The sequence below is a fragment of the Dickeya oryzae genome, assembly GCF_020406815.2.
Lineage (GTDB): Bacteria > Pseudomonadota > Gammaproteobacteria > Enterobacterales > Enterobacteriaceae > Dickeya > Dickeya oryzae.
Map to the genome: position 1 here is coordinate 4,528,071 of NZ_CP162670.1, position 14,528 is coordinate 4,542,598.

Consider the following 14,528-nt stretch of genomic DNA (forward strand, 5'->3'; position numbering starts at 1 on the left):
CTGTCCTGTCTGCCGTCTGACAACCATTATGCTGATGGCCCGTTAAATCACCCGTTCATACGGATGTGGCAGCGATGGCACAACACCCTCATCACTACAGGGTTGGTAACAGGAACAAGCGATAAGGCCCAGGAGGGATAACGCATTGGAATGGGGTAGCAAAAACAACCCGTTCGGAATAACAACGCCGCGTTATTCCGAACGGGTGTAGCGTCTCATCAGTGTGATGGTGGGGTCGGCCAGTCGATGTCCGGTGTATGACTCAAATCGACGCGACTTAACTGCACCAGATAGATTTTCCAGCTCTTAAGCGCCTCGGTTTCCTGCTCGGTGGCGATGTCCAGTTCCTGCGCATAGGTCAGCTCGCGAATGCGGTCATGTGCTATCTGGCGACGGGCGTCATACTCCTGTCGGGCTGATTGCGCCAGGCTTGCCTGATAGGCCGCCGTATCCGTTACCCATTGCGCCCCCTCCCAACGGTCAAAGGCACTGGCAGGCGGCAGCAGGGTGAGGTTTGCGGGCAACGCACCCAGCTCACTCACCACCTGTGGCTGACGGGTCTGCGTGTCGTAAGCGGTCTGCCCACGTAAATCAGGCACCCATTCCCACTGCAGGCCGTCAGATGAACGCCGTAGCGCCTGCCCTTCCACCGCTGGCTGCGGCGGCTCATCGGCGTAGCTATGGGCAGGAATCCCGGTACCGACCATCAGGTATTCGTCACTGTAACCATCATACTCACGGGTGAGCACATCCACGTGGTACACCCGCAACCAGCCTGCCTGAGTGGCCAGCCCCTCTGCCGCCAGCACTGCGCGCACGTCCTGCGTCGATATCGTCATTACGCCGCCCTCACGATGTAGTTAAAGGCGATGTTGCGAGGACGGTTTTCATTTGCTGTAGGGACGACACGAGAAGCATCAAAAGCAAAATTTCCTGCATAGTTAGCATTCGAGTTGATAACATATCCGTCCTGGTTAGTAACACCGCGATCGCCATCAACAAAAAAGACGCCCTCAGTGAAGTTTGGAGTCATCAGCTTTATGGGGGCGGTTGCTCCGTTAGCGAGGATCGAGAACTTACCTTTAAGGTTCCTAATTGCGTCAGACTGGCCCGACATAATATAGCGCCCCGCATCCACCCCTCTCCCATCATCCCAGCCACGAATAAATTCGCCGCGCAAATCCGGCAACACGCCAGACGGGTAAACCTGCGCCAGCCGGGGATAAACGCTTTTATCAAACGACTGACCGTTACATTTCAGCCAGCCTGCCGGGGCGGTCGCCTGCGGCCAAGGTTGTGGGATCCCCACAAACTCACTGATCAGCAGGTACTGTGAATGCGGGTTAGGCTCAGCAAGATGCCCCGCCAGCAGTGTGTCGGCATAACGCCGTGTCGCCAGCGCCACCGTCGGGTCAAATTTTAGGGTGATGGCATCAGTACGGCTGACGATCAGAATCATGCGCACGGTCTGAATTCGGCCCGACCCTTCCTTCAGCTCCGGTTTATAGGTTTCCGGGCAGTTCGCCACCGCAATCAGATTACCGGCCGCATCATAAAGCCCTACTTCACGCAGCCAGAACCCCCCTTCATTTTCAGGGATTACCTGCTCGGCAATAACCTGACCGGGGTTATCCGGGTCCACACTCAGGGAATTAATCGCCGCCCGGCGTTTTTCATTCACCAGTGATGTCTGCGTCGGGTCCGGTGCCTGTAATACACCACCGCCATCCCCCACCCCCATCTGGGTGATTTCCAGCGGTTTTCCGGTTGAGATTGCCTGCGCTAATTTCGCCTCACCGATATGGGTGAGAATCGTAAAATATTTGGTTCCCATCGTTTATCTCATCTGCATTAATTTAAAATAGAGTCGGCGGCAAAAATATTGCCGTAATACCAGAGTCGAATGTTCGTTCTGCGTTCTCACAACCATTATGCAAAGATACTAAAATAATTACCTGTTGATAGCGTTGTTTCTGCTATGACACAACAGCGGTGATAAATTTAGTGCCATATATCCATAAATAAAAAACTAAAATCAAACATATTAAATAAAGAAAAAATCGGTCGGGAAAACCGTCCCATGGAATATTACGCCGCCCTCACGATATAACTAAAAGCGATATTCCGGGGACGAGAAACACCACAATATGCGTACGGACTTGTCGCGGTTAATGCACCACCAACAACGTTCACCCTCAGATCTGGATAATTGTTTGCATCCAGTCCGACAATATCCCACCCTAATTTCCCTCTATTTTCAGAGTGATAATCGAAATTGATGGTCGCCATATTAATATTATTACCAATATCACCAACGATCAGCGAACCTGTTTGTGCAGATAAAAGGGGTCGTCCCGCATCCACCCCGCGTCCATCATCCCAGCCGCGAATAAACTCACCACGCAAATCCGGTAATACTCCCGATGGGTAGACCTGTGCCAGCCGTGGATACAGGTTTCTATCAAACGCCTGACCGTTGCATTTGAGCCAACCCGAAGGCACGTTAGCCTGCGGCCAGGGCAGTGGAATACCCACGATGTCATTAATATCCAGTTTTAGTTTGATGTTGTTATCGGTTTTATCTGACAGTGTATTCACCGCCCCTGCCACAAATGCCGTCGTTGCCAATTGTGTTGTGGTCGTTCCTGCAACGGCTGTCGGCGCGGTGGGAATCCCCGTCAATGCCGGGCTTTCAATCGGCGCATACTGCTGGTGTGGATTAGTGTTGGCGAGGTGTTTTGCCATCAGATCATCGGCGTAAGCCTTCACCTCAATCGCCTTGTCATCAACCGACTGACGGGTGGCCAGCACCACCGACGGGTCCACTTTCAGGGTAACAGCGCTGGCATTGCTGACCACCAGAATCATACGCACGGTTTGCACACGACCAGAGCCTTCCTGCAACTGCGGTTTGTAGGTGTCCGGGCAGTTGGCGACTGCGATCAAATCCCCATCCGCATCGTATAACCCGATCTCACGCAGCCAGAACCCCCCCTCATTCTCCGGGATCACCTGTTCGGCAATAATCTGGTTTGGGCTATTAGGGTCCACTCTCAGGGCATTCAATACCGCCCGGCGTTTTTCATTAATTAATGCCGTCTGTGCCGGGTCTGGCGTTGTCGGGTTACCGCCCCCATCGCCTATCCCCATGTGGGTAATATTCAGCATTTTTCCAGATGCCGCGGCATTCGCCAGTTTCGCCCTTCCCACCTGGGTGAGCAATGTCATGTATTTCACCGTCATACCATTTTCCTTTCAGGTCAGCTTAATCCGTCATATGGCATCGCCATCCGTACCGCGAAGACTGCCGTCTGTTTTTGCAAGCCATTTCATTTTGTTGTTGCCTCTGACAACATTATGCAAAGAGACGGCAGGCAAATCGTCTGGCTGGCGTTGTATCCGCCATGGCACAACAACACGGGTGAAAAAAAACCCGCCATCAAGGCGGGGAACGTTAAAAAAGACGATGAGAAAAACTAAAAAAGAAAAATACGGTTATTTATTTTCAGGTAATAACGGCCATTCAATAGTGACGGGAAACCCCGCCTGTTCAGGAATCTTGCGCAGTGCTTCCCGATATGTCCGCCAGGCCTGTTGATCTACTGGGGCATCAGGCGCTTGTGTCCAGTCACTGGTAGCCAACAAGCTATCTCGTCGACGCCGCGCAGACTCCGCCAACTGCGTTTGCGATGGTGATGCGGGTGTAACCGCTATCGGTTTTTGGGTTGATTCATCAAACACAATAGCGTTACCAAGAACCTGTTGGCTTAATAAGTCCTGATAATCATCATCACTGATTTCAATAACATCATCAGGGACATTAACACCGTGAATTTCACGGCTATAAAAACCATTAGACGATTTAGAGTAAAACATATTACACCTCAATTCCCTATTGCAATAAACTTATATGAAATACCCGAAGAGAACTCAACGGAACCACCATTACGAACAAAGGCACCATAGCCTTTCAGCATTTCTTTTGTACTATTACTTTGCCCATACACTGTCACCCCCGTATAATTCCAGCCAACAGCATCATTTTCTGTAATAACGACGGAGAAAATATTATTAGGATAGGCAATAGGGAATGACTGGTTGATAACCCCGGCACCTAACGTTGCCCCAGTCCCCCATTGCATAATAATGCCGGACGGTAAAATTTGATAACCATTCAACCCCGCACCAGCAGCGCCCACGCCACCAATCGCACGCCACTGTGGCCCTGTGGAAAGGAATTTTATATTCGTCCCACTTTTAACCGTCATCGTATTTGAGCCAGACGGGTTATTGGGCCCCAGAATATTCACCCCTGCACCAGAAATCGTCACAGCTCCATTGGAGAGATTATTAAACTCAATAACCCCACCAGGACAAAGGGAGGCATCCGGTAATGTAATTGTAATCCCTGCTATTTGAGCCTCGATAAAGTAGCCAAACGCATCACCGGTTAACACCTGGCTTTCTTTGACACCCAACACCGACCTCATATTACCCAAGGCTCTTTGAACAAATGCCGTAGTCGCAATACTGCTATCGGCATCAAATAGCGGTGGTGTTGGTGCCGTGGGATTACCGGTAAATACCGGGCTTTCAATCGGCGCATACTGCTTGTGTGGATTCACGTTGGTGAGGTGTTTCGCCATCAGATCATCGGCGTAGGCCTTCACCTCAATTGCCTTGTCATCAACCGACTGGCGGGTTGCCAGCACCACCGACGGGTCTACTTTCAGGGTGACCGCACTGGTGTTACTGACCACCAGAATCATACGCACGGTTTGCACGCGACCAGAGCCTTCCTGCAACTGCGGTTTATAGGTGTCCGGGCAGTTGGCGACTGCGATCAAATCCCCATCCGCATCGTATAACCCGATTTCACGCAGCCAAAACCCACCTTCATTCTCTGGAATTATCTGTTCGGCAATAATTTGGTTTGGGTTATTGGGATCCACTCTCAACGCATTCAATACCGCCCGGCGTTTTTCATTAATTAATGCCATCTGTGTCGGGTAAGGCGTTGCCGGGTTACCACCACCATCCCCCACCCCCATATGGGTAATATTCAGCATTTTTCCTAATGCCGTGGCATTCGCCAGTTTCGCCGCTCCCACCTGGGTGAGTAATGTCATGTATTTCACTGCCATACCATTTTCCTTTTGCATCGTCTTAAATCGTTATCTGATATCGCAATCATCACAGCGGAAATCGCTATCTGTGTTTGCAAGCCATTCCGTGTTGTTGTTGCCTCTGACAACATTATGCAAAGAGATAGGGGGTAAATCGTCTGACAGGCGTTGTATCGGCTATGGCACAACAATGCAGATAAAAATAAACCCGCCATTAAGGCGGGAAAATAGAAAAGAGTAAAAATTCCAAATCAAAGAAATAACGATGTAATTTAGAAGCCCATTTCAATCTAGAGAATATCTGAAAAATAAGTGCAATCCGGTATATTTTAAATATTGGCGTTAAATTTATTCCTTCGGTAACTCCGGCCAGTCGATATCTGGTGCAGTAGTGGTGTCAATGCGACTGAGTAATACCAAATATCGTTTCCACTCGGGTAATGCACTTTTTTCTATATCAGTAGCAATACCCAACTCATCAGCATACATCAACTCAGTAATCCGCGATGTTGCCACCGATCGACGCGCCTGTAATTCTTTCCCGGCAGTGGCTATTGCCACCTTAGCTAACTCATCAGCAGATGGCTCAGGGATCGGTACCGCAACCGGCTTACCGGATAACGTATCAAACTGGATAATATGTCCAGCCGCCTGTCTGGTCAGCAATGTCTGATAATCATCATCACTGATTTCAACCACATCTGACGGCATAGAGCTACCATGAATCTCTGAAAGATAAAAACCACGAGTTGAAGGGGAGAAATAACGCATAATTAAAATCCTACAGCCAGATAACTGATGATGCAGCCAGAAACCGGCAAACCTGATGAGTAATACCAGGTTGCCCCCACATTAGATGCGCCCTCAAACGACGAATTAACAAACGCTTCAGCGGAAATCCCGGTCCTGATGGCACCAGATATGGAAAACAGCGCATTCGGGAATGCTATCGGAAATGCAAACGACTGTGTTTTATAGACATTGGCAACGCTGGGTGACATCGCCAGCATTCCCCACTGGAAAATGACACCTGACGGTAAAACCTGATAACCATTCGTTGCAGACAGGCACCGGAGGGATTCAGCATAACGCATCTGTACCACCCCACCAGCCATCGTCCAACTATTGATACCGTTCGACACCAGCACCACATTTTCAGCCTGACCCATTCTGAACGATGTAATAATTGAATAGGTCGTATCAATAGGCTGGTTACTTGGCGAGCGGATAACCCATCCAGATTGTCTTGATGAAATATGTAACGTCGTCCCTGCTGGGACAGTAAAGGCGCTCGGTAAAAATATCTCCCCTGGCGTACCATCTAACACTACAAACCGCCCGGCATCATCCACAACGATATTCCCGGCCGACGTAATTTGCCGCACACCAGAAAGATTACCGATCGCTGAATGCACAAACGCCGTAGTCGCAATACTGCTATCCGCATCAAATAAAGGTGGTGTCGGTGCGGTGGGATTACCGGTAAATACCGGGCTTTCAATCGGCGCATACTGCTTGTGTGGATTCACTGCGGCAATATGTGCAGCTAATCCAGTGTCAGTATAGGATTTAACTTCCGTTACTTTCGTATTGGTATACGTCTGCGAAGATAATGCCTTGTCGTCGACATATTGCCGACTCGCCAACACCACCGCTGGGTCAATTTTCAATGACACCGCATCAACCTGGCTGACAGCCAGAATCATACGTACCGTCTGTACACGGCCAGAACCTTCCTGCAACTGCGGCTTATAGGTTTCCGGGCAGTTAGCTACCGCAATCAAATTATCATCTTCATCGTACAAACCAATTTCCCGCAGCCAGAATCCCCCTTCGTTTTCCGGGATCACCTGTTCGACAATAATCTGGTTCGCGTTAGTGGGGTCGATACTCAACGAATTAATCGCAGCGCGGCGTTTTTCATTCAACAGCGCAGTCTGGGAGGGATCCGGCGTGGGTAATATGCCACCGCCATCGCCTACGCCCATCCGTGTGATTGCCAGTTGTTTTCCCTGCGCGATGGCATTAGCCAGCCTGGCGGCTCCTACCTGGGTAAGCAGAGCCGTATATTTCGTGCTCATAGTATGTCTCATCAGAATTAGCGATAAAGGGACCCATGCTCAGGCATGGAGCAAATACCGCCACACCTGTCGACATGCGCTTTTTCAAGCGATTTGAGCCTGTTGTGGCAGTACCGGGCATTATGCTGACAGGCCAACAAAAAAACGCCTGATTAGGGTTGGAACAGCGATAGCACAACCAATCTTATCGCGGTTTTTTATCGTCATAAATAACGGGGAAGCGGGTGATAATTAGTAACATCATTGGCATGACAGAAATATCATTCCTCCAGAGAATCGACAGGCGGGTCGTCACCTCAACCAGCGTGCATTATTATTTTTCAGAGGAATCATGAAGCAACGTTAAGGAGATAGGTCATGAAGATGAATTTTTCATTTCTTTTTCTGGGACTGATGGCCGTCAGTTCCAGCCAGGCAAGCTCGTTAACCACCGATAATAATGAACAAAAACTCGAAGTTGGCTTTGGTGCGCCGACTTACAAGCAAACGCTGCATTACCGTAAACTCTATGAAAAGAAACCCTTTCCAGATGCGGAAATATTTTATTATGACAATGGTATTTATAAAATAATTTCCCAGGGTGAAGAACATTATGGCGTCTACGTCATGCAGGGCAATTTTCAAGATCAAACATACACTATCAGATATATCTCATTGCCTTCTGAGGATTGGGGAAAAAAGACCGCCTTTCACCAGTTAACCTTTATTAATGGGGATAAGGAAAAATACTTTATACAAAATGCGATTGTCGACACGGGAGAAGCTATCGCACAACAGAATGGCACCTTTACCCTGACAGAAAACAACATCAGTAACCCCATCACCCAGAAATGGCGTCACAATTAGGCCCCAGCCGCGCTATTGGTAATCGATGTATCAGCCTGTGTTAGTTAAAGGCAGAAGAGTTAATTGGTTATAAATGCGCCCAAAAAAAACCCCGCCATCAAGGCGGGGAAAAAGACAGGGATGGTGTCTATGGCAAGGAAAACAGGTTACTTCTTTAACACACACTACTCTCGGCACTACTCTCACTACTCGGAAAAACACGCATTACTCGGTACTATCATTCATTACTCAAAACTATCACCGCTCAAAACTATCACTGCTCAGGGCTCTCATCCTGCCCCTGACGGGACAGTTGCAAATTCTGGCTGCTCGAGTCGGAAGCGGGCATCTGCTGGCGAACGGCTTGCATCGCCTGCTCATGTTTCTGGTTTAATACCGCTTTTTGCTCCGGCGTCAGCATGTTGTACATCTGATTACTCACCCGGGCGATTTCTACCTGACGCGCAATCTGCGCCTGTACCATTTTGGCGACCTGCGCCTGCACCGCCGGGGCATCAAATTTTTCTGCCGTGACCAACCGATGCATGATTTCCACATCGTTCGCCTCATAAGCAGGCTGTTCGTGGCGCACTTGCCGCATCAGGTCACGCATTTGCTGACGCTGATGCTCTGTCAGCCTCACACCGTCGAACATACCTTGCTGACTCTCTTCACGTTTCGTGGCAGAGTCATCCCGATAACAGTTCCCCACTTGTGGGGCATTGCTTTCGGCAGAGGCATCACTGTCGACAGAAGCATGATGCTCGATCGCCATCACCGTGCCGGTGACCAGCATCAGCAGTGAAGTAAAAGATAACGTGATGATGGTGCCCCGCATCTCATGACTCCTCTGTGTTCACCGACATGTGTTCACGTACAGCTTATGTTTGCGTAAAGTGTGCCGTGTACTGTTTGGCTAATCGATGGGCTTAGTCTAAATGCCTTGCTGCAAACATGCGTCAGACGATGTAAAACTAAGTAAAGTCATGGAATAGCGGCGATCTATGGCGTATTTTGCCCGTGGAGGTAGGTAAATCATGAATAAAATCCTGTTGGTTGATGACGATCGCGAACTGACATCCCTGTTACGGGAATTGCTCGAGATGGAAGGCTTTAACGTCGTTGTCGCCCATGACGGCGAACAGGCGTTAAGCGTGCTGGATGACTCGGTTGACCTGTTATTGCTGGATATCATGATGCCGAAGAAAAACGGCATCGACACACTGAAAGAAGTGCGCCAACGCTACCAGACGCCGGTAATCATGCTTACCGCCCGCGGCAGCGAATTGGACCGTGTTCTCGGCCTGGAATTGGGCGCGGACGATTACCTGCCGAAACCGTTTAACGACCGGGAGCTGGTCGCCCGTATCCGCGCCATCCTGCGTCGTTCTAACTGGACCGATCAACAACAGGCCGGCGAAGCCAGTGCCCCCACTATCGAAGTGGACGCGCTGCGGCTTAACCCCGGTCGTCAGGAAGCCAGCTTCGATAACGAAGTGCTGGACCTGACCGGTACGGAATTCACCCTGCTCTACCTGCTGGCACAACGTCTGGGACAGGTCGTCTCGCGTGAGCATCTCAGTCAGGAAGTGCTGGGTAAGCGCCTGACGCCGTTCGATCGCGCCATCGACATGCATATCTCCAACCTGCGGCGTAAGCTGCCGGAGCGAAAAGATGGGCTGCCCTGGTTTAAAACCCTGCGTGGCAGAGGTTATCTGATGGTGTCTACCGCATGATTCAGGCCGCCATCGTATGATAAACAGCCTCACCGCCCGTATTTTCGCTATTTTCTGGCTGACGCTGGCACTGGTGCTGATGTTGGTACTGATGCTGCCGAAACTGGACTCACGGCAACTGACCCCGCTGCTGGAAAACGAACAGCGGCAGGGGTTGATGCTGGAGCAGCACATCGAAGCCGAGCTGGCGAGCGATCCCGCCAATGATTTGCTGTGGTGGCGTCGCTTGTTTCGCGTGATCGAAAAGTGGGCACCGCCGGGTCAGCGCCTGCTGCTGGTCACCAGTGAAGGGCGTGTGATCGGTGCTCAGCGTAATGAAATGCAGATGGTGCGCAATTTCATCGGCCAGTCCGACAGTGCGGATTTCCCACAAAAGAAAAAATACGGTCGGCTGGAATTACTGGGGCCGTTCGCGGTACGCGATGGCGAAGACAGCTACCTGATGTACATGCTGCGTCCCGCCAGCAGCCCACAATCCGATTTTATCAACCTGTTGTTTGACCGCCCGTTGTTGTTGCTGATAGTCACCATGCTCACCAGTTCGCCATTGTTGTTGTGGCTAGCCTGGAGTCTGGCGAAACCGGCACGCAAACTGAAAAACGCGGCCGATGATGTGGCGCGCGGCAACCTGAAGCAGCACCCGGAGCTGGAGTCGGGCCCACAGGAATTCCGGGCCACCGGAGCCAGCTTTAACCAGATGGTCAGCGCACTGGAGCGCATGGTTACCGCACAACAGCGCCTGTTATCCGATATCTCCCATGAGTTGCGCACACCGTTGACCCGGCTGCAGCTGGCGACCGCGCTATTACGCCGCCGTCAGGGCGAAGGCAACGAGCTCAACCGTATCGAAACCGAAACCCAGCGTCTCGACGGTATGATCAACGACTTGCTGGTGCTCTCCCGCAATCAACATAAGAACGAACTGTCACGCGAAGAACTGCAGGCGGATGAGCTGTGGAACGATGTGCTGGACGACGCTCGCTTTGAAGCCGAACAGATGGGCAAAACGCTGGAGGTATTATCACCACCGGGACCGTGGCCGTTGTTCGGCAACCCTACCGCGCTCGACAGCACACTGGAGAATGTGGTGCGTAATGCGCTGCGCTATTCGCACAGCCGCATCGCCGTGTCGTTCTCGGCCGATGCGCAGGGCGTGACCATTGTGGTCGGTGACGATGGCCCGGGTGTCAGCCCCGAAGATCGGGAACAAATTTTCCGCCCGTTCTATCGTACTGACGAAGCCCGTGACCGGGAGTCTGGCGGTACTGGTCTGGGGCTGGCTATCGTCGAAACGGCACTGACCCAACATCGCGGCTGGGCCAAGGCTGACGAAAGCCCGTTGGGTGGTTTACAGCTCACACTCTGGTTACCGCTCTACCAGCGTTAGGACGTTGTCGGCATTCATTGTTGTCCGTGTAAATGCTGTTGTCAGTGTGAATGTGTTATCCATGAGAAGACAGTATCAAGGCCATCTCAAGCACATCAAGGGCAGGAGCGCCGCATCGGATGTGTACAGTTTTCGGGCGCGGTGTAGCGCGCCCGTTGTCACATCCAGACCGTCAACCAATTGAGTTTTTCCTGTGGTCGGGTAGAGTGTAGACCAGTGCCACGGGCCCTGACTTGCCAACAAACCAGACTGCCCGCTGGTCATGCTGTTTGTCCCTTCAGTCATGCATGAACCTACACATGTTTGATGGATACGTTCTTGATGTTGCCTGACACCCTGCACAGGAAAAGGACATGAAAGGATTAGCCTTATTGGCTGGATTCATTGCCACTCTGGTACCAATGTCAGCGTATGCCTCCGGTGATGGTGTATGCGGTTTTTCCGATGCTGATTGCGGTATGCCCGCGCTTCCTTATCTTTTGCCGGATAACGACACCCGTACCAATCTCATGCTGCTGCAAAGCAGCCATAACCATATTCCACTGCCTATCCCGCAGCCGGAGCCGGATCAAACCCGTTCTCGTGTCGACCCGTTCACCGCGTACCGCGTGATGGGGCTCGACGCCACCGAAGACAATGACGACGGCACCGACGCCGACACCCAGGCCGACCCTGGCGCGCCTGCGGATGATAAAGCCAACGACGAGAATGCGTCACTGCTGCAAAAAGCCGTTCAGTTGCATTTCCCCGATACCGAGTTGGACAAACTGCGCTCTCTGACGCCCATCGACCTGGATGGTCGTTGGATATCCAACGACCTCACCACACTTGAGCGTTTTTTCGACCTGCTGCTGGCGGATAAGTCGCTGAACGACGCCCAACGGACCCAATTAGCCCTGGTCAGAACGAGGATGTTATCCAGCGATTACATTCTGGATAACGCGACCACCGATCTGGCCGGTGTGCCAGAAACAGGCCACGCTGGCGAGTTACGACGCTACCTCATCAGTGCCACCGCATTTTATGACGGGCAATTGGATCAGGCGGACAAGGGCTTCCAACAGTTGTTGCCAGCCGACCAGCCGTGGGTTGCAGAAACCGCGCGTTATATGCTGATTCGGGTGTCGATTAATCAGGCGATGAAAGACGCGCAGGACGAATACAACATGTTCGACCCGCGCAAGATGGATAAGGCGGCCGGGCAACAGGCGGTGCAACGCATCGATGACTACCTGAAACAGTACCCCAAAGGGCAATACGCTGACTCCGCAGAAGGCCTGTACCGCCGGGCTGAATGGATCAGCGGTGATACCGTCGCGCTGGCCCGGCGTTTTAGCAAAGCGCTGGCATCAGCCACCAGCGTGGAGCAACTGCAAACCATCGGTAACGAAATTGACAACAAACTGCTGGAAGACAGTCGCTTTGTGTCCTCCGCCGACACCCCCATTCTGATGCTGGTGCAGGACATCAAACGTCTGCGCAGCCCCGACGGTTGGATGACCTTACCCGCCCTGACGCAGGAAGAAATCACCCGTCAGCAACCGCTGTTTGAAAAAGCCGGGATACAGGACGCGTTTCACTACCTGCAAGCGGCGTTTCAGTACTACCAATTGCGGGACGACGCGGCGGTACTCAAAACCCTGCCGATGACCACCGCAAAGGATATCTCTGATGTGACCGCCTTTAGCAGTCAGGTGCTGCGCGGGCTGGCGATGCAACGCCAGAAACAGTGGGATGACGCGGAAGCACACTGGCGTCACCTGCTGACGTTGAAAACCACTTACACCCAGCAGCAGTATCTGCAACTGGCGCTGGCACAAACGCTGGTGGATAGCGGCCATCCTGAGCGGGTCTTCACCCCCGAAAGCCCGGTCAAAAACCTGCGTTTTCGCTCAGCCATTCTGAAAGTCAGCGCCGATGCCGATCTGCTGCACCGACAGACCGGCCCGCAACAGACGCCGGAAGAGCGGGCCATCGCCCTGCACACGCTGCTCACCAAACAGCTCACACACCGCGATTACACCGGTTTCCTGAAAGACAGCGAGTTGCTGAAAGTCATCGCACCGCTGAAAAGCACAGAGAACATGAGCTGGAATGAAGAAGATCTGACGCTGTTTAACTGGGACGGCAGCGATACCGAAGACGGGTATGAATGCCCCACCCTGCAGGAAACGGTCACAGCCCTGAGCCGTAACGCCAACGACGCCCACGCGCTCAACTGCATGGGCGAATTCTTCCTGCGCACCGGTAACGGCGTGGGGTTCGATTGGGGTGAAAGCAACATGCTCAACGGCCTGACGGATGCTACCGATTATTATCCCGGTCAGGAGTTCAACCGTCTGGATAACTACATGCAAGTGATTGCCGATACAAAAGCCCCGCCGGAGGACAAGAGCTACGCGCTCTACCGTGCTATTTATTGCTACGCGCCCAGCGGCTATAACGACTGCGGTTCGCAGGATATCAGCAAGGAAACCCGCAAGGCGTGGTTCCGGCAGCTCAAAACCCAGTTTAAAGGTAGCCAATGGGCGCGACAGCTCAAATACTACTGGTAGTCCGTTGTACTGTTGTACTGACAAGCCTGCTGTGCCTGAGTATCACCGCCTACGGTGCCACCGTTGATGCCACGCGTTATCACGCGTTCTGGTTATGGGCGGCGGTACAGCCGCAACCGGTACTCGCTCAGGCCGATACGCTTTACCTGCATCAGGGGGAAATCGCCCGCCGGAACGGCAAAACCGTTTTTCTGCGCCAGGGGATCCCAGTCAGCAAGCTACCGGTCAAACACCTGTGGTTGTCGTTTCGGGTATCTGAATTGCGGCTGAGTCGATCGGAATGGCAACGCCTGTTGCACCTTCGACAGCGTTGGGCCGCCGCCGGTAATCACCTTGATGGCATCCAGCTTGATTTCGACGCCAAAAGCTACCACTTGTCCCATTACGTTGAATTTTTGCAGGCGTTACGCCAGCAATTGCCGCCCGATTGCCGGTTGAGCGTTACCGGGCTGCTGGATTGGGCCAAAACCGGCGACGTTCGCCAACTCAATCGCCTCAACGGGGTGGTCGATGAAATGGTGGTGCAAACTTATCAGGGGCGGCAAACCGTGGAGAATTACACCGCGTATCTGCCCGCGCTGTTGCGCCTGACCTTGCCGTTCCGGCTCGGACTGGTACAGCACGGTAAGTGGGATGAACAGTGGCAGCGGCGGCTGGCCTCATCGCCCTTCTACCGGGGCGAAGTGGTGTTCCTGCTTAACCCGACGCCCGCGCGTCGTACCCCTATCCTGCAACAGCGTTAATCCGACCTTCGTCTGCCACCGTGCACTTGTCGCCGCACAACACTTGCCAGCCGTTACGGAACCCAATATCCACGC

At 52.4% G+C, this 14,528-nt stretch carries 13 protein-coding genes; 5 read left to right on the top strand and 8 right to left on the bottom strand.

Annotated features, from left to right (window positions below):
- Positions 1 to 218 precede the first annotated feature (218 nt).
- From LF929_RS19975 to LF929_RS20005, 7 genes are all read right to left on the bottom strand, one after another.
- Positions 219 to 839, bottom strand: a complete 621-nt coding sequence (locus tag LF929_RS19975) for a tail fiber assembly protein (RefSeq protein WP_226092881.1) — start codon at positions 837 to 839, stop codon at positions 219 to 221.
- Complete coding sequence (locus LF929_RS19980) at positions 839 to 1,834, bottom strand: phage tail protein (protein WP_226092880.1); 996 nt, start codon at positions 1,832 to 1,834, stop codon at positions 839 to 841. Before LF929_RS19980 ends, LF929_RS19975 begins: the two co-directional genes overlap by 1 nt.
- A gap of 254 nt (positions 1,835 to 2,088) precedes the next feature.
- Positions 2,089 to 3,243 carry a phage tail protein gene (locus LF929_RS19985; protein WP_210173998.1) on the bottom strand — a complete coding sequence of 385 codons (1,155 nt, stop codon included), beginning with the start codon at positions 3,241 to 3,243 and terminating at the stop codon, positions 2,089 to 2,091.
- Positions 3,244 to 3,495: 252 nt separating this feature from the next.
- A complete protein-coding gene (locus tag LF929_RS19990; protein ID WP_210173997.1) occupies positions 3,496 to 3,876 on the bottom strand; it encodes a tail fiber assembly protein in 381 nt (126 codons plus the stop codon).
- A gap of 8 nt (positions 3,877 to 3,884) precedes the next feature.
- Positions 3,885 to 5,144 (bottom strand): phage tail protein, encoded by a 1,260-nt coding sequence (locus tag LF929_RS19995; RefSeq protein ID WP_210173996.1) that lies wholly within the window; start codon positions 5,142 to 5,144, stop codon positions 3,885 to 3,887.
- 330 nt (positions 5,145 to 5,474) lie between these two features.
- On the bottom strand, positions 5,475 to 5,897 hold the full coding sequence (locus tag LF929_RS20000) for a tail fiber assembly protein (RefSeq protein WP_210173995.1): 423 nt from the start codon (positions 5,895 to 5,897) through the stop codon (positions 5,475 to 5,477).
- A gap of 2 nt (positions 5,898 to 5,899) precedes the next feature.
- Complete coding sequence (locus LF929_RS20005; protein WP_226092879.1) at positions 5,900 to 7,207, bottom strand: phage tail protein; 1,308 nt, start codon at positions 7,205 to 7,207, stop codon at positions 5,900 to 5,902.
- Positions 7,208 to 7,564: 357 nt separating this feature from the next.
- Between LF929_RS20005 and LF929_RS20010 the strand changes: the two genes are divergently transcribed.
- Positions 7,565 to 8,053: a hypothetical protein gene (locus LF929_RS20010; RefSeq protein WP_226092878.1), complete on the top strand. Its 489-nt coding sequence runs from the start codon at positions 7,565 to 7,567 to the stop codon at positions 8,051 to 8,053.
- A 253-nt stretch (positions 8,054 to 8,306) separates the two neighbouring features.
- On the opposite strand, the gene cpxP is transcribed toward LF929_RS20010, so the two are convergent.
- The gene (gene cpxP, locus LF929_RS20015) at positions 8,307 to 8,870 is read right to left on the bottom strand and encodes a cell-envelope stress modulator CpxP (protein ID WP_038909299.1); all 564 of its coding nucleotides are present in this window, start codon (positions 8,868 to 8,870) and stop codon (positions 8,307 to 8,309) included.
- 199 nt (positions 8,871 to 9,069) lie between these two features.
- Between cpxP and cpxR the strand changes: the two genes are divergently transcribed.
- The 4 genes from cpxR to LF929_RS20035 all read left to right on the top strand — a co-directional run bounded on the left by cpxR (position 9,070) and on the right by LF929_RS20035 (position 14,453).
- A complete protein-coding gene (gene cpxR / locus LF929_RS20020) occupies positions 9,070 to 9,768 on the top strand; it encodes an envelope stress response regulator transcription factor CpxR (RefSeq protein WP_015848325.1) in 699 nt (232 codons plus the stop codon).
- A 16-nt stretch (positions 9,769 to 9,784) separates the two neighbouring features.
- A complete protein-coding gene (gene cpxA, locus LF929_RS20025; protein WP_038905997.1) occupies positions 9,785 to 11,155 on the top strand; it encodes an envelope stress sensor histidine kinase CpxA in 1,371 nt (456 codons plus the stop codon).
- Between the two features lie 353 nt (positions 11,156 to 11,508).
- The gene (locus LF929_RS20030) at positions 11,509 to 13,710 is read left to right on the top strand and encodes a hypothetical protein (protein WP_038909300.1); all 2,202 of its coding nucleotides are present in this window, start codon (positions 11,509 to 11,511) and stop codon (positions 13,708 to 13,710) included.
- Positions 13,680 to 14,453, top strand: coding sequence for a DUF3142 domain-containing protein (locus tag LF929_RS20035; RefSeq protein ID WP_226092877.1), 774 nt, complete (start codon positions 13,680 to 13,682; stop codon positions 14,451 to 14,453). Before LF929_RS20030 ends, LF929_RS20035 begins: the two co-directional genes overlap by 31 nt.
- Positions 14,454 to 14,528: the final 75 nt, after the last annotated feature.